This window comes from Alteromonas genovensis (genome assembly GCF_010500895.1).
GTDB lineage: Bacteria > Pseudomonadota > Gammaproteobacteria > Enterobacterales > Alteromonadaceae > Alteromonas > Alteromonas genovensis.
In genome coordinates, this window is sequence record NZ_JAAAWO010000014.1 from 60,866 (window position 1) to 82,005 (window position 21,140).

Annotated in this window: 17 protein-coding genes; 7 read left to right on the top strand and 10 right to left on the bottom strand. The window is 46.1% G+C overall.

Translation table 11 applies throughout. The annotated features are described in order from the left end of the window. Nucleotides 1-30 precede the first annotated feature (30 nt). Nucleotides 31-1,032, top strand: coding sequence for a hypothetical protein (locus GTQ48_RS15770; protein WP_163107526.1), 1,002 nt, complete (start codon nt 31-33; stop codon nt 1,030-1,032). A 108-nt stretch (nt 1,033-1,140) separates the two neighbouring features. Here the strand turns inward: GTQ48_RS15770 and GTQ48_RS15775 are convergent, their stop codons facing one another. Continuing rightward, nucleotides 1,141-2,538: a PhoH family protein gene (locus tag GTQ48_RS15775; protein WP_163107527.1), complete on the bottom strand. Its 1,398-nt coding sequence runs from the start codon at nt 2,536-2,538 to the stop codon at nt 1,141-1,143. Between the two features lie 430 nt (nt 2,539-2,968). On the opposite strand from GTQ48_RS15775, the gene rapA reads away from it, so the two are divergent. The 5 genes from rapA (at nt 2,969) to GTQ48_RS15800 (ending at nt 9,755) form a co-directional block, all read left to right on the top strand. Beyond that, nucleotides 2,969-5,794 (top strand): RNA polymerase-associated protein RapA, encoded by a 2,826-nt coding sequence (gene rapA, locus GTQ48_RS15780; RefSeq protein WP_163107528.1) that lies wholly within the window; start codon nt 2,969-2,971, stop codon nt 5,792-5,794. Beyond that, a complete protein-coding gene (locus tag GTQ48_RS15785; RefSeq protein WP_163107529.1) occupies nt 5,794-6,525 on the top strand; it encodes a pseudouridine synthase in 732 nt (243 codons plus the stop codon). The genes rapA and GTQ48_RS15785 overlap by 1 nt, the downstream gene beginning before the upstream one ends. Before the next feature lie 228 nt (nt 6,526-6,753). Next, a complete protein-coding gene (locus tag GTQ48_RS15790) occupies nt 6,754-7,722 on the top strand; it encodes a DUF3530 family protein (RefSeq protein ID WP_163107530.1) in 969 nt (322 codons plus the stop codon). 141 nt (nt 7,723-7,863) lie between these two features. After that, a complete protein-coding gene (locus GTQ48_RS15795; RefSeq protein WP_163107531.1) occupies nt 7,864-8,187 on the top strand; it encodes a hypothetical protein in 324 nt (107 codons plus the stop codon). A gap of 224 nt (nt 8,188-8,411) precedes the next feature. After that, on the top strand, nt 8,412-9,755 hold the full coding sequence (locus tag GTQ48_RS15800) for an AmpG family muropeptide MFS transporter (protein ID WP_163107532.1): 1,344 nt from the start codon (nt 8,412-8,414) through the stop codon (nt 9,753-9,755). A gap of 140 nt (nt 9,756-9,895) precedes the next feature. Here GTQ48_RS15800 and GTQ48_RS15805 read toward each other — a convergent pair whose 3' ends face one another. The 7 genes from GTQ48_RS15805 to rppH all read right to left on the bottom strand — a co-directional run bounded on the left by GTQ48_RS15805 (nt 9,896) and on the right by rppH (nt 17,525). Beyond that, entirely contained in the window at nt 9,896-10,861 is a 966-nt protein-coding gene (locus GTQ48_RS15805; protein ID WP_163107533.1) for a sensor domain-containing diguanylate cyclase, read from the bottom strand. 2 nt (nt 10,862-10,863) lie between these two features. Continuing rightward, complete coding sequence (locus GTQ48_RS15810; RefSeq protein WP_163107534.1) at nt 10,864-11,916, bottom strand: response regulator; 1,053 nt, start codon at nt 11,914-11,916, stop codon at nt 10,864-10,866. A 9-nt stretch (nt 11,917-11,925) separates the two neighbouring features. Further along, a complete protein-coding gene (locus GTQ48_RS15815; RefSeq protein WP_163107535.1) occupies nt 11,926-12,759 on the bottom strand; it encodes a thymidylate synthase in 834 nt (277 codons plus the stop codon). Between the two features lie 6 nt (nt 12,760-12,765). Continuing rightward, the gene (gene lgt / locus GTQ48_RS15820; RefSeq protein ID WP_032095661.1) at nt 12,766-13,578 is read right to left on the bottom strand and encodes a prolipoprotein diacylglyceryl transferase; all 813 of its coding nucleotides are present in this window, start codon (nt 13,576-13,578) and stop codon (nt 12,766-12,768) included. Nucleotides 13,579-13,582: 4 nt separating this feature from the next. Then, nucleotides 13,583-14,389 carry a sulfite exporter TauE/SafE family protein gene (locus GTQ48_RS15825; RefSeq protein WP_163107536.1) on the bottom strand — a complete coding sequence of 269 codons (807 nt, stop codon included), beginning with the start codon at nt 14,387-14,389 and terminating at the stop codon, nt 13,583-13,585. A 257-nt stretch (nt 14,390-14,646) separates the two neighbouring features. Further along, complete coding sequence (ptsP, locus tag GTQ48_RS15830) at nt 14,647-16,938, bottom strand: phosphoenolpyruvate--protein phosphotransferase (protein WP_163107563.1); 2,292 nt, start codon at nt 16,936-16,938, stop codon at nt 14,647-14,649. Between the two features lie 44 nt (nt 16,939-16,982). Further along, a complete protein-coding gene (gene rppH, locus GTQ48_RS15835; protein WP_163107537.1) occupies nt 16,983-17,525 on the bottom strand; it encodes an RNA pyrophosphohydrolase in 543 nt (180 codons plus the stop codon). A gap of 114 nt (nt 17,526-17,639) precedes the next feature. Here rppH and mutH point away from each other — a divergent pair, with 114 nt between their 5' ends. Then, nucleotides 17,640-18,317: a DNA mismatch repair endonuclease MutH gene (mutH, locus tag GTQ48_RS15840; RefSeq protein ID WP_163107538.1), complete on the top strand. Its 678-nt coding sequence runs from the start codon at nt 17,640-17,642 to the stop codon at nt 18,315-18,317. Between the two features lie 44 nt (nt 18,318-18,361). Here mutH and GTQ48_RS15845 read toward each other — a convergent pair whose 3' ends face one another. After that, nucleotides 18,362-19,444, bottom strand: a complete 1,083-nt coding sequence (locus GTQ48_RS15845) for a helix-turn-helix domain-containing protein (RefSeq protein WP_163107539.1) — start codon at nt 19,442-19,444, stop codon at nt 18,362-18,364. A gap of 75 nt (nt 19,445-19,519) precedes the next feature. Then, nucleotides 19,520-21,025 carry a CYTH domain-containing protein gene (locus tag GTQ48_RS15850; protein ID WP_163107540.1) on the bottom strand — a complete coding sequence of 502 codons (1,506 nt, stop codon included), beginning with the start codon at nt 21,023-21,025 and terminating at the stop codon, nt 19,520-19,522. Between the last annotated feature and the right edge of the window lie 115 nt (nt 21,026-21,140).

Sequence of the window (21,140 nt, forward strand, 5' to 3'; positions counted from 1 at the left end):
TTTCTTGAATATGTCTGTTATGGCGAAGAAATGACAAATTTATATGGCTTTTTATCTGTGTCTGTTTACCCCCGCGTGTTAGTCACGCTAAAGCTGCTCTTGCTGCTTGTTGTTTCAGTTGCCGTCGGTGTGAAAGCCAGCGCCGAGCAACTTGATTTTAGCATCACAAATAAACAAGACAGCGTGCGTTTTGACTACACATGGACAGACAGACAGCAAACCATTCACTCAATTAGCTTTGCACTTCCTCGAGAAACGATTAAACAAAACCCCACGCTGCAACCAAATTATAAGCCCAAAATAGCCCAGCGCTACGTAATGGTGGCCCTTTTAAAAGAAACCCAAAAATTAAACCCTAAAGAGGCCCGCGTTAACCTTAAACGCCAGCAAGATGCCATTAACATTGAAGTCAAATCATCAGACCCAGAGAAAGCTGCTGAGGTACTCGATAACTTAAAAACCGTGCAGCAAGCGGCGTTTGATGACTACCTTGCCACTCACTACTTTACCCGCTTCACCACCCTATTTAATCAAAGGGCGGTTAAACCCGACCATCTGCGCTACATCAACGAATCGGTGAAGCCAATGGTGCCCGTATCTCAAGCGTTTTATGAAAAGCTAGCACCGCAATCTAATTCACGAGACTACTTTGCGCTGCTGCTCAGTTGGATCCAAAGTATTCCTTATAACGCCATGGACAACAGAGCGGCCAGTAATGGTTCAGGCTTTGCGCCCCCCATCGGTTTATTAATGCAAAACCAAGGCGATTGCGACAGCAAAGCTGTGCTGGCATCGTCTATGGTGAGAGCCTTTCTACCCACAACGAAAATGATCATGGTGCTTTTGCCTGAACATGCTCTTCTTGGCGTAGCACTGACACCCATGGCTGATGACGAAACCATTGAGTTTGAGGGAAAAGAGTATGTGCTTTACGACCCCACAGGACCTGCTCTTATCCCTTTTGGTGAGGTATCACAAAGCACTAAACAGTTTATTGATACCGGTCGATTTCAAATAGAATTAGTGGAATAGCACACCGGTATCTCCGGTGCGCTCTTTATCTTTAAGTAGAAGTTTAGACAAGGTAACGGGTACGCTTGCCTCTAAGAAGACTAGCAACGTAAGCAGACTGGTATAATGCTACAAGTTCTCTTCCGCAAAACTTGCAAGACGGCTTCGTACCACACCATCAAGGTTAATGGTGGCGCTACCTGAGAAGTCTTTAAATTTCTCGACTAAATACGTTAAGCCTGACGTGACGGCGCTAAGGTAGTTACTGTCTATTTGCGCTAAATTTCCACCTACAATAAGTTTCGTTCCTTCACCACAACGGGTAATGATGGTTTTAAGCTGTGATGCCGTTAAGTTTTGCGACTCATCTAGAATAACGATGGCGTTTTGAATACTGCGGCCACGCATAAAATTCACCGATTTATACTGAATATTCGCCTTCTCCATAATGTAATTCATAGAGCCTTTCGTATTTTCATCATGCTTGTGCAGCACTTCTAATGAATCGGTAATAGCGGCCAGCCACGGCAGCATTTTCTCTTCTTCCGTCCCTGGTAAAAACCCAATAGATTCTGCAATTTCAGGGGTACTACGAGTAACGATGATTTTGTCATACATATTGCGCTCAACCACCATCTCAAGCGCAGCAGCTAGGGCTAAAAGCGTTTTACCACTGCCTGCAGGCCCGGTGAGAATACACATATCAATATGAGGGTCTAGCAAGGCATGCAGCGCCATACCTTGACCTATATTCTTCGGTGTTATACCCCATGCATGGCGACTCATGAGGCGTTCGTAACCGAGGTCGAGCACTTCCAAATGGTCATCAGAAATTTCTTCAACAAGGCCAGCAAACTCTTTACTGTCATCAAGTAAGAATTCGTTAATATAAGCTTCTGGCAATATTGATTTTGGCACGGTGTGAATGGTGTCCCGCCCCTCGGTTCGGCTATCCACGCTTTTAACGTTATCCCAAAAATTACCTTCAAAGGCGTGAAAGCCTCGAGACAAGTACTTAATATCAGTAATAAGTTGGTCGGTGCGATAGTCTTCAACATGCGCTAAACCGGCCCCTTTCGCCTTTAAGCGCATATTCAAATCTTTTGTCACTAACACCACTTTTTGCGGTGCGTAAGCCTTTTGAATATGAAGGGCAACGTTAATAATGCGATTGTCGTTTTCGTTGCTCGTAAAAACCTGCTGCGCCTCAGCCATATTCAAATCGGCAAATATCGATAGCTTTCCAGTAGGTGCGGTATCGCCCGCTCCTAGTCCCTCCATCGAAACACCTACAAGCATTTCTTCAGGCGTGGCCTCATGCAGCAAGTCTTCCATTGAACGAATGGAGACACGTGCGTCCCGTGCAACGTCTTTTTTACTGTCTTTGATGTAATCGAGTTCTTCAAGAACCGTCATGGGAATAACAACATCGTGTTCTTTAAAGGAAAGAAAAGCGTGGGGTTCGTGAAGCAAAATGTTGGTATCGAGGACGTATATTTTCGTTTCGGTAGAGTTTCTTCTTGGCATCCTTTACTCCGTAAAATAAAGCCAAACTAGCCGTTAATTGGTAATGGCTAGCGAGCTACAGCTGGGCAACTACAGGGATGCCGCTCGAAACAGGACATCTCCCCTACTCGCGTCGACTGAGAAGCAGCAATAACCCGCTGCTTCAAGCGTTTGATAACGACTTCCTAAACGCTAATTCCACCATAATCCAGAAATACAGATTTCGCACTGTTTTTATGGTTTTATTTTTTCAAAGAGTGCGACCAAGCCCTCCACACTTTCTCGGAGAATCTCTGTCCTCGCAACGCATAGTAAATTGAAAGCGTTGCTGCTCATTAACAGGTGCCATTCCCGCTGAATAAACAGAAAAGCGTGCCAAATAAGCTAGTATTAATGACTTATTATCATGCAATGCGTACAATACCGCCCCCGCAAAAAAGGTTAGTGATTTATGAGTTCAGACAGTCAATTTTCTATTGGTCAGCGTTGGTTAAGCAATACAGAAACCGAATTGGGATTAGGCGCCATTGTTGGCATTGATTTCCGTTCAGTTGAAGTGCTGTATCCCGCCACTGGCGAAGCGCGTATCTATACAAAAACAGAAGCGCCGCTAACGCGACTCACCTTTGAAATTGGCGACACCGTAAAAAGCCAAGACGGCTGGGAAATGACGGTGACTGAATCCGAAGAAAGCCAAGGGGTGTTCATCTATCACGGTCTGCGGGAAGATACGAAGGCGCAGGCAAGACTGCCAGAAACCATGCTAGACCATCACATTCGCTTGAACCAACCTGAAAAGCGTTTGTTTAGCCAACAGCTCGACCACCCAAAATGGTTTGATTTGCGAGAAAGCGCGTTGCGCTATCACTATGAATATCAGCGCTCTAATACGATTGGCGTGGCTGGAGCTCGAATTTCACTTATTCCCCACCAATTGCACATTGCCTCTGAAGTAGGTGGCCGCCACGCGCCGCGGGTACTTCTTGCCGATGAAGTCGGTTTGGGAAAAACCATTGAAGCTGCGCTAATCATTCACCAACAGATAAAGACTGGCCGAGCATCTCGCATTCTCATTTTAGTTCCAGATTCACTCATGCATCAGTGGTTGGTAGAAATGCTTCGTCGCGTTAACCTGCCTTTTGCTATTTTCGATGAGAGCCGCTGCGAAGCGCTGGACGAAGAAGATATAAACCCGTTTGACAGTGAGCAACTAGTTCTGTGCAGCATCGATTTTTTAAGCAGCAGTGAAAAACGACAGCAGCAGGTTCAGGCCGCAGATTGGGATTTAATGGTGGTTGATGAAGCACACCACCTGTCTTGGTCGCAAGAAGCACCGTCGCAAGAATACCTCTGTGTTGAGGGGCTTGCCCAAAATACGCCTGGGGTGCTTCTTCTAACGGCTACACCAGATCAGTTAGGTCACGAAAGTCATTTTGCTCGTCTGCGTTTACTCGACCCTGCACGCTTTCACAGTTACGAAGAGTTTCTAAGAGAAGAATCGCAATACAGTCAGCTTGCCGATGCGGTTGCTCCGTTATTGTCAGACGCTGAGCCGAACGAAAAACAGCGCGCTACCCTTTGCAACTTTGCACCTGACGTTATGGAACACGCTGGCGACCTCATCAGCTCTAAAAACAGACATGAACTGTTACACCAACTCATAGACTGCCACGGTACAGGCCGTATGCTGTTTAGAAACCGTCGCGCCAATATTGAAGGCTTCCCCGAGCGCAAACTGTCTGCCTACGAGCTTGCCATGCCACAAGAGTATGAAGCGGCCGTGAACAGCGACGATTTGCTCAACGCGCTTTATCCCGAACGTGTGCCAAGCTTGGTAAACAGTTGGACTAAACTAGACCCCCGCGTTAGCTGGCTTGTCGATTTCATGCAAGACGTTAAGCCAGAGAAAATATTGCTTATTTGCGCCAGCGCCCGCACGGCGCAAGAACTCGGTGAAGTTATCCGCACGCAAACGGGCATTAGACACAGTGTGTTTCACGAAGGCATGAGTATTGTTGAGCGCGACAAAGCCGCTCATTATTTTGCCGATGAAGAAGATGGCGCACAAATTTTGCTGTGTAGTGAAATAGGCAGTGAAGGGCGTAACTTCCAGTTTGCCCACCACCTAGTGCTGTTTGATTTACCCATTACACCTGATTTATTAGAACAGCGTATTGGTCGCTTAGACCGAATAGGTCAAACGCAAACCGTGAACATTCATGTTCCCTATCTCGCGAAAAGCTCGCAGCATGTGTTGCTCGACTGGTATCACGAAGGCTTAAATGCCTTCGAAAAAACCTGCCCCACAGGGTCTGGCGTATTTGAAGACGTTAAGCCATTATTGATGAGTGCATGCTTGCACCCCAGCGACATGACGGCAAGAGACGAACTGATTAATTTAAGTATTAAACTTAATAGTCAGCTGGTTGCTCAGCTTGAAGCAGGTAGAGATCGTCTACTTGAGCTAAATGCATCGGGTGAAGGCCGAGTTGAAGCACTATTAGAGGACATTATTACTCTTGATAGTGAGCAAGACCTTTCGCGCTTTATGGGCCGTGTTTTTGATGCCATTGGCGTTCAGCAAGATGAGAAAGGCAACGACTGCTTTATTCTTATGCCAACAGAGCAAATGGTGAGTCAATTACCTGGGTTAGACCCTGAGGGAATGACGGTAACCTACAGGCGCCGCGTAGCAACGACGTTAGAAAATGTGCAGTTTTTAAGTTGGGACCACCCTCTTGTTCACACCGCGATTGACGTTGTTCTTACTGATGTACACGGTAAAAGCAGCATGGGCTTTATTGCCGACCCCGACCTGCCTAAAGGCGCTTATTGGATAGAAGCATTGTTTGTGCTTCATGCTCAAGCACCGAAAGCCCTTCAGCTAGGCCGTTTTCTTCCGCAAACGCCGGTACGCATATGCCTTGACGCCCAAGGAAACCCTGTTGATTTAAGCTTCGATGTAAAACGAAAAGTAGGGCGAAAAATATCGTCACAATTGCTAAAAGCATTACAGCAGCCCCTTAGCATTGCGATAGAAAATACGCGCAAACTTGCACACCAGGCAGCAAATCAAAAGCTACACGATGCGCTTAACACTATGCACACTACGTTAAACGGTGAAATACAGCGATTAAAAGACTTACAGAAGCGCAACCCTGCCGTACGCGACAGTGAGATAGTGTTTATTGAGCAGCAAATGAGTGCGCTAGATAAAGTTATTCAAGGTGCCGATGTGCAGTTTGATGCCATTCGTATCATAGTGAATAATCCCTAATGGCCAATCCACCGTTTGTATACAACCCGCCTTACACGCCGTATCTCAACTTCCTGTACCGAGATGACTTTATGGTGGTTGCCCTTAAGCCAAGCGGGTTGTTGAGTGTACCAGGTAGAATAGAAGCGCATAAAGATGCGCTTATTACTCGGGTTAATAAAGTACTGCCTACTGCTACTGTGGTACACAGGTTAGATATGGCGACATCTGGCATTATGGTGATGGCACTGACTAAGTTTAGTCATCGCGCCATCAGCAAGCAGTTCGAGCTTAGAGAAACGAAAAAGCGCTATTTCGCCAGAGTATACGGCCATGTTGACGACGACAGCGGAGAGATAGATTTACCGCTTATTGTCGATTACCCGAATCGACCGAAGCAAATGGTTGACCACGAACGGGGAAAGCCATCGGTAACACACTTTGATGTGATAACCCGTGCACATGATAGCGAAAATAGGCCTTACTCTCTGGTTGCGCTACGCCCCATTACCGGGCGTTCTCATCAGCTACGCGTGCACATGCTCTCACTCGGCCACCCCATTTTAGGGGATAGGTTGTATGCTCACGACGCCGCATTAGCCATGGCCCTCCGCCTGCAGCTGCACGCGGAAAGCTTAAGTTTAAAACACCCAAAATCGAACAACTGGCTCAACTTTCAAAGCACTATTCCATTTAGTGACTACAAGCCAACGCCATTAACCACGTTTTCATCGGTAAAGCTTTTCGGGTAGAAGGCTTTTCAGGCAACAAGCTTTGTAGGAAGCAGTCTTTTTAGGAAATAGGTTATTTAGGAAGTAGGCGTTGTAGATAGAAAGCCTATTCAAAAGAGGCTTACTGAGTAAAGGACTGCCTAGACAACCAACTTGCTGGATAAAATACGCTTTGGTGTTTAGATTTTGATGGTTTTGCCGATACACTGATATCTAATTGCTATTGTGAGCCGAAAGGTTTTTTGAAACATGCGTAAATGTATTGCCTTCATATTGTGTCTGCTTGCACTGGGCTTTTCGCCTAAAGCGGTCTTTGGCGATTACTTTACCGATATCAGTCACGGGTTTGCGTTAGGCGAAGTACAAGAGCTTTTGGTGGGCGAACGCGTAGTACCTATTATCGAAGTTGAACCTCAAACCCCGTTATCACAAGGCGTTGCCGTTATACTGGTTGAGCCTTTTCTCTCCAGTTTTTCACTCTCTCAAAGCAAGGAGCTTGCGGGTTATCTCTCAGAGAAAGGATGGCGCGTCGTCATAAGCCCTTTTAACTTCAATATGCTGCCAACAAAATCTGGCATAGAATCAGCCAACACTTCTGGGCAAGGGGCTGATGATCAGGGGGGTAATAATCAAGGCACTGGTAATCAAAGCACCGATGCTCAGGCGGCAGCAGATCCATCAGCAGCAGAGCAAGCGCCTGCCAGCAGCGGGCAAAGTAGTAGCGTTATTCATCCGCGAAGTACAAACCTCACCCAATACTTTGATTTTGAACAAACGTCAGACAAGTTAACTGAGCAGCTTATTGCCTTAAATAACCGATTGCAGAACGTGCAAGGCTATCGGCTAGTTGTTGCGCAAGGTATGCTAGCTGCTACATTTTTGGACGCCACCAGCAATGATGTGGCATTTGAGCCAGATAGCTTAGTCACGATTTCTCCCTATTGGCCACAAGCCGATGTGAATAAAAGTATTAGCGACTTAGTGGCTAATTCTTCGTTCCCCGTACTCGACCTTTCTATAGACGGATTGAGCGATTGGGAACACAGTACAGTTGTGATGCGCAGAAATCGCGCTAAAACCAGCTTAAAACTGCATTACCGACAGGTGCTACTCCCCTCCTCTAATTCAGTCTTTAGTCTAAATCAAAATCAGAAAACCCCGTATATACAACTAGTTGCAAATAACACTATTGGATGGACTCGTTATTTGGGCTGGTAATTTTCAAAATCTACTATTAGTCTAAAAAAATCCGCATATCAGTTACATATCGATAACATCGTAAAAAGTAACCCTAACCTAGAGCAGTAGTAATGTAATGGGCTATAATACGCTGAGTAGTAAAAAAACGGTTGGCCCATTATGACTGTCAAAGATTTTGTTGATACTAAGTCAAAACAACTGTGTTTTTACCTAAATGCTTTTTGGAATGAAGGCTTACCGGTTGAAGAGATCGAACTCTTTTTTTGGGACTGCATGGAAGAATGGGGTCAGGTCAATTGCACACTTACGCAGCCTTACACGCAAAAAGAACGAGTATTCTGGCATGTGCTGCATCAAATTCACTATTGGAGCGAAGAAAAACTAAAAGACGACCGTATTTTAGTTGATGAGTTACGCACCTGTGTCAAGTTTCTCGAGGACGCAGGCACGTGTCCCATAGACTGTGTAGGCATAAGGCCCTAGCAAGGCCTTACCTCCTGTCGTTCTTTTAATTCTGTAAAAAAGCCTGCACACATCAAGCACAAACTATTTCGACCGTTCTGCTCCACATTTTCTCTTTCATAAGCACATACACATTTATAAAGGATCCATATCAAAATAAGGCACCTGCAAATACGACTCATATGTTGCCATTTCATTGATTACATGGCTCAATACCAAGCCTTGGAGCATCACTAGGCAGTATTTTGTTAAGCGCAATAAAAACATATAACGACAAACGCTTTTTGAGTATTTTCTGTTTCGGGATTGCCAGTGGCTTTCCTTGGATAATGATTGGCTCAGTGCTGTCTGCCTGGCTAAAAGATGACGGATTATCGCGCTCAGCAATCGGCTTGTTTGGCATTATCTTCGCCACCTATTCAATTAACTTTCTTTGGTCTCCGCTGGTAGATAAGTTAAAGCCACCAAGATTAGGTCAGCGCAAGGGATGGATTTTTTCCATGCAAATAGGCATCGTCTTGTGCTGCCTTGCGATGTCTCAGCTAACCACAACGTCTCATCTTTTCTATATTGCATTAGTCGGTTTACTCACCGCTATTTGCTCCGCCACGCAGGATATAGCCATTGATGGCTTTCGCATAGACTGTATTGCTGAAAACGATAAAGACGGAATGTCAGCTGCGTCTTCGGTAGCAACCGCGGGTTGGTGGACAGGCTATGGTGGCTTAGGTGCTATTCCTTTTTTTCTCGCCGACCTTACCGATTGGAGCTGGGCTAATATCTATCTATTGCTCGGCGTATTAATGGCCCTTCTTGCTATAGCCACGTTACTTGCCAAAGAGCCAGATATCGACAGGAGTGCGCTGCTTTACCACATGGATTCTGAGGGAACTGACGATGCCAATGCAAACGCCAGCGCTCAAGACAAGATTGCACGCTGGTTAAAGAGTACGTTAATCAGCCCATTTTCTGAATTTTTTGCCCGAAACGGCGTGAAGCTTGCGCTTTCCTTCTTGTTGTTTATTTTTCTATTTAAAATAGGTGAAGCCTTTCTCGGACGCATGAGTATTGTCTTTTATAAAGAAATTGGCTTTACCAACAGTGATATTGCTACCTATTCAAAGCTACTGAATTGGTGGGTAACTATTGTATTCTCGCTGTTGGGGGGAATTGTAAACATACGCTATGGCATTTATCGCGGCTTGATGGTAGCGGGCGTTGCTATGGCGGCGTCTAACCTGCTATTTGCAGTAATAGCACAAACAGGGCCTTCTACTTCTTTACTGGCCTTCACCGTGATTGTAGACGGTTTTACGGGCGCTTGGAGCACGGTAGCCATGGTAGCGTTCATATCGCTACTGTGTAATCGCGCCTTTAGCGCCACGCAGTACGCCCTAATGGCATCTTTAAGTGTGGCAGGAAGGACATTTGTCGCCTCTAGCAGCGGAATTGTTGTAGACAGTTTGAATGGAAACTGGAGTCTATTCTTTACACTCACTGCGGTGATGGTGATTCCAAGTCTCGTGTTCCTCTACAGCATTCGCGAACACATTAAAAACGTGCAGAATCCGCTAGCGCCGAAAACGTAAATCTTTTACTTACGAGGCGATTACTAGCACGACACATACTGACATTGTCGGTATAACCCATACCGCACAAGTTATGCAGAATCTGGCCTACGCTGCATTTTTAGCTAGAGTTCTGGCTAGGGCTCTGGCTACGACTCTAACTAAGACTCAACCTCATGAACGCAATACTGATTACGCCCGCTTTCCTTCGCGCGATAAAGTGCTTGGTCGGCCTGCTCTAGCCATTCCATAGGGCTTTTCACATTCTGCTCAAATTGTGCAAGGCCTAAGCTAACGGTGAACGTAATGGTTTGCCCATCGTGCTCCACTTCAAGACGCTCGGCTAGGGCTCGTATTCTCTCGGCAACATGAGTAGCACTTTCTGAGGTGGAGTCGGTGAGTATAATGGCAAATTCTTCGCCGCCGTAACGCCCTGCCAGGTCAGTTTCCCTTACGCAACGCTTGATAAGCGCGGCCAGCATTTTAATGACCTTATCACCCGCTTGGTGACCGTAGGTATCGTTGACCCGTTTGAAATGGTCGATATCTAACATCATTGCGGTACTGGGTTTGTTTCTGCGTTTTGAGAGCTTATAAAGCTCTTCAAACCGCTCTTGCCAGTAACGTCTGTTGTACAGCCCGGTTAAGCCATCTACCCGACTTGTAATTTTAAGCTCTTCATTAAGGTTTGCCATGCCTCGTTTACCAAGGGCCTGCTCTGTCACGTCGTAAACCAAAATACAGAACTTTTCTACACTGCCGTTATCGCCAACAAGAGGAAACATAGTGACGTTTTGATACATGTGCGACGCCGCACTCGTTACTGGCCTGCTGCAACCGAACTTAAATAAATACGGGCGCTGTTCCCAAATAATAAATACAGGGCTTTTAAGACTGAAAACCGGATCTACTTTTGCCGTTAGCCACTGCTTATCTATTTCGGGAAAGTGTTCAAATAGTGAGGTACCCAACAGCGACGATTCTCGTTTGCCGCTGTGGTTTGCCATAAATTTATTCCACACTTCAACTTCGAATTGCTTGTTGAGAATAACAATACCCACTTCGATAGAGTCTAGTAGTTCATCAACAACATTAGGCGTGGAAGAAAGAGTAACACTGCTATGCATCGCTATTGACGCTCCCTGTCGGTGTTCATTAATCGCGCATTAATTTGATTCATTGCATCGCCTGGAAACAGCAGTAATAAATCAAAAGAAATATCCTTGGCTTTTATGGCATAGCCAATTTCAACGGCCATGACTTTGCCCCATTGATGCACATTGTCACTTAACAGCGTAGAGAGGCCTTGATGCTGTCCTAGCAATACGGGATGAGTGTGACTAAATGCCACTGCCAGCTGTTCTGACAGACCGTTTAAACAGGCACCAATAAGAATATTAGACACATCCATGAGTGCCTCAAGCTCTAGGTTTTCAGATGATGCAGATGGAGCGTACTTCAGTAATTCAACGATATTCTGCGACTTCGTGTCGTTAAATATCACCAAGGCTTCGCCACTTATTCCCTCACTAACAAACCCTTTAGACACAGCAGAAACCCGATCGCTTCGGTTAATGTCTGCAACGGCCATAGAGAGTTCGTTGCTCTCTATTAAGTTAACATTGGGAATAGGTAAATCGATAAACTCACCTAGCAGCTTAGCAAGGTCTTCACCTGCTCGTCCCATGGCAACGTTCACCATCTCGCGATAGGCGTCTAACTTCTCTTCTTCAGTAACTACCGCTTCGCTTTTCGCTGTCGCACTTGCTTTACCAGTGTTATTTTGGCTTGCGCGACCAGTGGCAAGGCTGTCGCCGCTATAAATACCGTAGGAGGTAAGTATGTGCATAAGCTTAGCGTTATCAATGGGCTTACGGATAAAATCGATGGCGCCCAAAGCCAGCATTCGCTCTCGTGCTTTTTCCTGAACATCCCCTGACACCACAATAACCAAACAAGGTAGATCTTCTTTGCGAATGATCTCCATCGTCTCGTAACCGTCCATCACCGGCATATTCAAATCTAAAAAAAGCACATCGCCTTTTCCCTCTCGAATCTGGGTTAAGGCATCTTTTCCATGTTCGGCAAACGACACCTCAACATCCCAACTATCGGGAATACTGCGGGCCATTTGACGCCTTGCGAAACCGGAGTCGTCGCAAATCAATATGGGAGTACTCATTGCATCTCCTCAGATAGCGACGGGGGCTTTTATATGCGGATGAGATTGATAGTTTTTAAGTTCAAAGTCTTCGTATTTGAATCCAAAAATATCCTTAACGTCTGGATTGATTGCCATAGTCGGCCGTTCAAACGGTTCCCGGCTTAACTGCAATTCCACCTGTTCTAGGTGGTTTGAATAAAGGTGCGCATCGCCTAAGGTATGAATGAAATCACCAGGCTCTAGGTCACACACTTGTGCAATCATCATCGTTAACAACGCATAGCTTGCAATGTTAAACGGCACACCAAGAAAGATATCTCCACTGCGCTGATACAACTGACAGCTTAGCTTACCATTTAGCACATAAAACTGAAACATGGTGTGACAGGGCGGAAGTGCCTGTTTGCCCATTTCGGCATTTTCTTTTGGCGAATACTGCGTATCAGGTAGAGCGGCTGGGTTCCAACCACTGACAATAAGACGTCTTGAGTCGGGGTTATTTTTAATTTGTTCGACCACATCGGCAATTTGATCGATAGATGTGCCATCACCACAATCCCAGCTTCGCCATTGCTTGCCATATACCGGTCCAAGCTCGCCCTCATCAGTGGCCCACTCATCCCATATGCGAACGCCGTGTTCTTTGAGGTAGGCAATGTTGGTTTCGCCTTTAAGGAACCACAGCAATTCGTGAATAATAGACTTTAAATGACACTTTTTGGTCGTTACAAGAGGAAAGCCCTCTTGTAAATTAAAACGCATTTGATAACCAAAAACGCTGAGCGTTCCCGTGCCTGTGCGGTCTTCCTTTTTTACACCTGTATCGCGTACGTGGCGCATGAGAGCGAGATATTCTTTCATCGTTTCTTATATCTTCTTAGTTTTATCTTTATTTTTGGTGCCCATATAAGCACGTACAATCAATCCTAATCCTAAAGCAATCATAGGTAAACAGAGAAGTTGCCCCTGGCTAAGACCCATTTGATATAGACCAATGTGTGCATCGGGCTCTCTGAAAAACTCCACAATAAAACGGAAACTGCCATAGCCGAGCAAAAACAATCCGCTTACAGCACCAACAGGTCGTTTTTTCGCTGAGAAAAGCCACAGAATAATAAATAGAAGCACCCCTTCTAGGGCGAATTCATAAAGCTGAGAAGGATGGCGAGGCACATTGCCCGCGCTGGGGAAAATAACAGCCCACGGCACATCGGTTGTTCTCCCCCATAATTCGGCATTAAGGAAATTTCCAATGCGTCCGGCGCCAAGACCAATAGGCACAAGGGGCGCTACAAAATCTCCAAGCTCCAAGAACGTGGCTTTCATGCGCTTAGCCTGCCATGCGAGGGCAGCTAATACACCGATGAGACCGCCATGGAATGACATTCCACCAGCCCAAATTTTAAATAGATAGAGAGGGTCGTCTAGGAACAGATTAAACTGATAGAAGAATACGTAGCCAATACGCCCACCAAGAATAACGCCGACAAAGCTCCAAAACAGCAAGTCGCTTAGCTGATCTCTATTCCAAGGCGTTTGCGATAAACGCTTTTGTGCCAGTAAAAATGCGGCGATAAATCCAACGAGATACATTAAGCCATACCAGCGTACGCTCAATGGTCCCAAGCTAAAAATAATGGGGTCGATACTGGGGAAAACCAGATAACTGCTCTGTTCCATTTTATTATTCAATTCCTAAAATCATTCTAATACTTACCAGCACTAGCAGGCAGGCTAGCATGGCTTTCAATACGCGAACATTCACTTTTTGGCCGAGTTTAGCACCGATGTTCGCGGTAATCATCGACGTTGTTACAATTCCAGCCATTGCGGGCAAATATACGTACCCTAAGCTGTATTGAGGTACATCTGGCGCATCCCATCCAGTTATGACAAAGCTTGCAGTACCAAATAAGGCAATAACCAACCCGCATAACGCCGCACCGCCGATAGCTGAACGCACGTTTACTCGAAACCACACCAATGCAGGCACGAGTAAAGCGCCGCCCCCAATACCCATCAAAGCACTTATCAAACCGGTTCCACTGCCCACCGCGGCAAGAGAAAAACGAGTAGCGGTGTTATCAGACGTCTTCTGTTTGCCGAAGATCATTTGCGCCGCAATCAGCATGACAAGTACCGCAAAGATGTCTTTTAGCAGCTCACCAGATATACGACTGGCTATCTGCGCGCCCAATATGGCCCCAACGGCAATACCAATGCCGGTGAACAACACGATGTTTTTTTGGATATTGCCCAGCCGGTAGTGTGCAAATGCAGATGACATACTGGTAAATATAATGGTGGAGAGTGATGTGGCAATTGCCACCGGCATCACCGTCTCTGTCGTCATTCCCAGTGTATGCACCAGTAAATAAGACAACACAGGTACAATAATTAAGCCACCACCAATGCCCAACATACCCGCTAGTAAGCCCACTATTGCCCCTAATAATACGCAGCAAATTATGATGATAACGACGGGTTCCATTCAGTGTCCTTCACTTCTTTAACGTTGATGAGGGTAGCATAATTGCACCCTCCTTGAGCAGGTAAGCCAAAGCCCAATTCTGTGACTTCATGGAAAATGATTTTATTGTTGTAGTGCTGTTCTACCTAAGTAGCTGACTATCACAAGACATAGCTATCGAAACACTCGCTGTAGGCGTGTTAGTAACAAGCATCTTAGTTTCAGGTTTCATAAGGCACAGCTTTCATAAGGCATAGATTTCAAAAGCTAAAGGCCTGCTAGGCGCCCGCGCGAATGAGCCCAGCCAGTTCTTTTGTTTCTAGGTATTCATTAATGTGCGTGAATACCTCTTGCTGCGAGGACGACGTTAACGCGAGAGAAAGCAGCTGCTTACACTCTGATAGCGTTACTTTACGCAACAGCCAATTGATTTTACGTAAATTAAACCCGTTCATACTTAAACGGCGGTACCCCATTCCCATTAGCAATAAAGCGCCCGCTGGCTCACCGGCAATTTCTCCACAAATAGTGACCGGCGTTTGACTGGCATTCGCTTTTTGCACTATGTCGTAAAGCGCACCAAGCACCGATGGATGATAGCTATTATACAGGCTTGCTACCCGTGTGTTATTTCTATCAACGGCCAACAGGTATTGGGTAAGATCGTTACTTCCCACTGAGAAAAAGTCGACGTATTTAGCTAGCTGCGGCAACTGATACAGTACCGATGGCACCTCTAGCATAATGCCCAACTTAGGACGACTGATCACGTTATCAGTGCCTGAGGCTTCGTCAGACACTTCTAGAAACGCTTGGTTGATTAACCGCTTTGCTTCAACAACTTCAGATACCGTTGAGATCATGGGCAGCATAATTTGCAGGTTGTTAAGCCCAATATTGGCTCGCAGCATGGCACGTATTTGAACTAAGAAAATCTCTGGGTGATCAAGAGTGAGGCGAATGCCCCTCCAACCCAGAAACGGGTTTTCTTCGTTAATTGGAAAGTAAGGCAACGGCTTATCGCCGCCCACATCGAGAGTACGCATGGTAATGGGTAACTCAGGCGCGGCTTCGAGTATTTGTCGATATAAGGTAACTTGCTCTTGTTCTGACGGAAAGCGCTCGCGAAGCATAAAAGGAATTTCAGTACGATAAAGCCCTACGCCCGCACCTATTTGCCCGGCATCAAGTTCAACCTCTGCAGACAACCCCGCATTAATATACAAAGACATTCTGCAGCCATCGATACTTTCACACGGTTTATCGGCTTCAGCCTCAATCTTTTCTGTGATTGCTGACTCTTCTTCAATCAGCTGTATAAAGTCAGCTTTTACCTCGCGTGCTGGCGAAATGATGACCTCACCAGAGTAGCCATCGAGCAAGATTTCTTTATCTTCAAGCAGCGCTGGCGATACGCTCTGACACCCCATAACCGCCGGTACGCCCATGGCTCTGGCTAAAATAGCGGCATGGGAATTATTCGAGCCGCGAACAGAAATAATGCCCTGTAATTTATCTCGAGGGCACTCGGCTAACATGGTAGCTGACACTTCGTCTGCCACTAAAATGCACGGCCCCGAAATGGCTTTTTCCGCTATTTTATGACCGTTTTGCTCTTGAAGAATGTTAACCAGAATTCGGTCTGACAAATCAATAATATCAATGGCCCGCTCCTGCATGTACGGGTCTTCCATCGCGCGAAAGCGAGCAGCATAATCTTCTACTACCATTTTCAATGAAGAGGCGGCATCCCACCCTTGGCGTATTTTTTCTTCTACTTCGCGGCCAAGACTGTTTGCATCTAAAAGATGGTGATAAAGCTGGAAAATTGATTTTACGTCTTCAGGTAACCCATCATCTAAACGCTGAGAAAGCGTATCGACATGTCCACGGGTTACCTCAACACCTTTTCGATACAGGGCTATTTGCTCGGCCGGCGAGCGGGTTTGCTTTACTACCCAGTTTTTTAAGTTTATTGATTTGTCAGGTGAAAAGCCTGTGCCGATAGCTAGCCCAGGCGACCCCGCTATACCGCGAACATTCTTTTGCTGAGCAATATTACCCGCAGTATGGGATAAGGTGAGTGCACCACGAATATCTGCATTCGTGATTTCAAGAGCAAGCTGAGCCGCTAGCGTCACTAGGAATGCTTCTTCGTCTTCGCTGAAGCGTCGCAGGTCGGTTTGCTGCAGCGTAATAACGCCAAGCACTCGCCGCTGATTGGTAATTGGAGTGCCGAGAAACGCGTTGTAGTTGTCTTCTTTAACTTCAGGATAGTGCTTAAAGCGGGGGTGGTGCTGCGCATTAGCGATGTTAAGGGGTTCTTCGCGCTGCCCCACTAGGCCAATGAGGCCTTCGGTAAAACCAATGCGAACATTTTCAACCGCATCAGGGTGTAAACCATCGGTGGCCTTGAGTATAAAAGCTTTCGCTTCGTTGTCGGCGAGATAGATAGAACAGGAGTCGACATTTAATGTCTGCTTCACCCTAGATGCAAGTCGAAACAACGCGGTATCAAGTGCAGGAATTTGATTCATTTCCTGCACGATACGCTTAAGCGTGGTTAGCATTGCACCTGAGTTACTAGGGGTATTCACCGGTTACTCCTGTTTGTTTATCCACGTCTTCGTTTTTTGCCGCGTTTAGTCGAGACGTTGCCCTGACGCTGGGGAGCACGTTGTTGTGCAGACATAACAACAGGAGAAAACTCCTTCATTACTCTGCGATATACATCACGCTTGAACGACACAACATTTCTTATGGGGTACCAATAACTTACCCACCTCCAGTCATCAAATTCTGGGTGACCAGTCTTTAATACGTTGACATCACGATCCTGACAATCGAGTTGCAGTAAAAACCATTTTTGTTTTTGTCCTATACAAACAGGATTACTACCTTGTCGAATTAATCGCTTTGGCAGCTTATATCTAAGCCAATTACGGGTAACACTTAAAATAGTCACGTCTTTAGACGTTAATCCTACTTCTTCGTGCAGCTCGCGGAACATGGCTTGCTCGGCAGTTTCCCCTTCATCAATTCCGCCTTGAGGGAACTGCCATGAATGTTGGCCATAACGTCTTGCCCAAAATATTTGACCCATTTTGTTGCAAATCACTATACCCACATTCGCACGGAATCCATCGGCATCTATCACATAGACTCCCGGGTACGCAATACTGGTAATATGTTTTCATTCTTCCACAAACTATGCTCCAATCATAGTGTTAATATTCAATGACTCAGCTCAACGAAGGAATTTCTGATAACAATGCTGCCTCCTAAGTCGCCGCCTAACACTCCCGACGAATTACTCACTCGATGTCAGGCTATAGCGGGTCTTACTCTAGGTGAACTTGCTCGTATGGCAAATGTCGCTATTCCAGCCAACCTGCAGCGCCATAAAGGCTGGCCTGGAATGCTGATAGAAAAATGGCTAGGGGCTAGTGCAGGCTCTAAGCCGCAGCAGGATTTTCCAGAGCTTGGCATTGAGCTAAAAACCATTCCCATTGATGCCGCCTTTGCGCCTCTTGAAACCACGTACGTGTGCTTTGCTCCTTTACTAATGCAGCCGGGCATCACGTGGGAAACCTGTAATGTGCGCAACAAATTGCAGCAAGTTTTGTGGCTTCCTATCGAAGGGGACAGACGAATCCCCCTTTCAGATAGACGGGTCGCCACAGGATTTTATTGGCGACCTAGCGAAAAAGAAGACGAGATACTCAGGCAAGACTGGGAAGAGTTAACAGAACAAATAGTCACCGGGCATGTGGAATCGATAACGTCAAAGCAGGGCACGGCACTGCATATACGCCCAAAGGCAGCAAATGGTAGCGTACTCACTGAGGCCAGGGGAGTAGAGGGTGAGAAAATTAAAACTCGACCGCGGGGGTTTTATTTACGCAAAACCTTCACCCACCACATTCTTACTTCGGCGTTTGGTTACTAGAAGGCCAATTTACGCTGTTAATAGAGCAGTGCTTACCGCGCCCCTTATTGTCCGCTGCCGTTTTTGGTTAAATGTTTAACTAGGTAATCGCTTAAGAACTTTTCTGAATTCAAACCTAAGCGTTTCGCTACTGCTGCTACCTTGGTGTCGGTTCGCAATAGCACCTTCTTGGCGTACTCTAAGCGAAAATGGTAAATAAACCGTCTAAAGCTCTTTTTATCAGACACCCTTAACGCAATCGCAAGAGTCGTTGCATCTAATCCGGCCTCGTCACAAAAATGAGCAATGGTGAGCCGCCTAGCCTTATACGCTTTGCTGTCGATAGTGTGACGCTCAGCCTTAGAGATTATACTGCTCATTTCGTAAGGCGTTGCCTTTCCCTCGTCCAAACGTTCATGATCAAACGGGGATGGCGACGTATTGCGAGCAAACAGTAACGACACCAATATCGATAGCAGTGCCGCGCCTAACATGAGATGGTAATAACTCTCCCACGCCGCAAGCTGAAAAAAGCCAAAGGTGGCTGCAGTTACCAGTAGAATACTCATGAAAGCAATGCCCACCGTAATGCCCATCACGCTGGCAAGGCCTGTTACTTTAAATTCACTAATATCCACCGCTTGCTCAGGTAGGTGTCGGTGGTAGGTTTGCATATGTTCAGTAATCAATATCCCAATTAACAACACGCTAAAGCCTGCTACTAATGGTGCCGCATACGCTGGCCATAACACTAACGGGTCGCCAATGGGAGATGCCATCAACCACCTTTGTTTTTCTGTTGCGGGTATGAGTAACGCCGCTACCTGAAGTAGCGCAGTGATACCCGCAGGCAGCCACAGCCGTTTTTTTGCAGAAGGTTGAAGGTACAGCATTGGCTTTATGGCGCGGTAACAACACGTAATAGCAATAACGGCGAAAACATCAGATAAACCATACAACACAGCAAGCTCATTGAGCCCGCTCATCCTTAACCATTCATCGGTCATAAATAGCGGCCAGCACAATAGCGCTGCCAACAGCCATCCGGCGCCCTTATTATGCCTTTGCTGGCGTAAAAATAAGCCCAGGCTTAACAGGTAAATAACCAGCAGCAAAAGCACACAATAATCTTGAATCGAAAAAGTCATCACTATCACCTGTCCGTGTGAATCAAAGAAAAAAGGATCTGCGGATTGCACACAGAGAGCTAACTAATGCACGCATTACCAATACACGTCTCGTTGCATTGCTACTTTTCGCGTACGCTCCATAATAATAATAAGTGTTGTCAGTTTCTGCGCCGTCCATTTGCGCAACTCATCTTGAGACTCAACCTCGGCATCATCGATAGATTTATGTAACATTAATAAGGCGTTTAACTCGTCAATACCGGTGAGCAAATCAAGCCACGGCGCTCTGAAATTGCCCCGCTCTTCTACAAATAAGTCGCCAAGTAAGAAACCACTCCACAGGGTTTGACGAAGCATGACTTCCACCGCGGAATAATTGGCCGGCCCCATGGTTTTATTTAGCGGCATGCTTTGCTGGACAGTCTGCCACCCTTGAGATAACCACCCTTTAGCGTGATCTAGTACTCTATGGTCGTAACCGGTAGAGCGTCCCTGCCAAGGCTTTTGCTGCACCAAACGAATAGCTTCAATTTTAATATCGGTAGCATCGTTATCGAAGAAAAGTTGCTTTGGCTCATGGGCATGCATCAGGCCTGTTTTTCGCCCTTGTAAATAACTCACAATGGCAGGATGTTTACTTAAGGTTTTGCTGAACAGACTTTTTTTAGATAGCAAGTAACGAAGGCTTTGCAGGTCATCTTGCCAGCTCCATTGTTGCGCATAAGCAATCAGCTTTTTGTGCAGGGCTAGCAGTTCTGGGCATTGCAATATTGGCAAATACAGCGATACGCTTTGCAGTAATAAGTGAATGCTTTTCGCTACCTCAGCCAGCATCTTAATAGAGCCGCTTTCGCAAAACACATGTTCGTGATGTTGCCAATGTGCCAGGGCTATTTGCACAGCAAGACAGAACGCGTCTTCGGTGGAAGTTGCATCTTCTAGCGAAAGAAAATCGGGTAATGGCCGAATTTTCGCATTGAAGCCATGCAGCAATTGATATCCCTGAGCGGCCTTAGACACATCGCTTAGCCGCACTTCCATATTGCTGTTTATCAATAGCGCTAGCGTGAAAAGGCTGTCCACATCACCATCGAGCAATTCTAACTCTATCTCATTAATGGGAGAGCTGTTTTTGTCAGTCAGTGCCTCACCGCAATCGAGCACAATCTCGACCCGGCTGCCATCAACCTCAACTTCATAGGCATGGCGAGTGAAGTGCGTACTAAACTGGCGTGAAAGACTGGCATTCTTGCTAGCAACATCCCAGTTTTGCGGCCAAACCGAGGCATCGAACAGGCTTAAATCTGGCTTTGGGCTTTGCAAATCGACGTTATATTCCGAACGGGTATGAAGCCCACCACTCACTACGCCGTTAGTTTTTAGGGTTTGTTCGTAGCGACCGTTATTTCCTCGCACGCGAAATCCCATTTTCTTTTGCTGAAAATCAAATTTCTCAGTGTCGTAGTAGTCGTTTTCCAATCGCATTTCTTTGTGCGAGATTACTGTGACCTGATGCTTGTCAAAAAGCGGGAGTACGCGCTCAGAAAACTGGCGCTGCGCGTTTGCACCAGTTACAAATTTCAATTCTATTTCGGACATTGTTTTTTATCGGTCACTTTGTCGGTCATGTTATTTAAAGCATGGCTTATTTTCGGAAATCTCTGATTTCCATTTACAGTGGCTCTAATTTAAAAAACCACGCTACATGGAAACG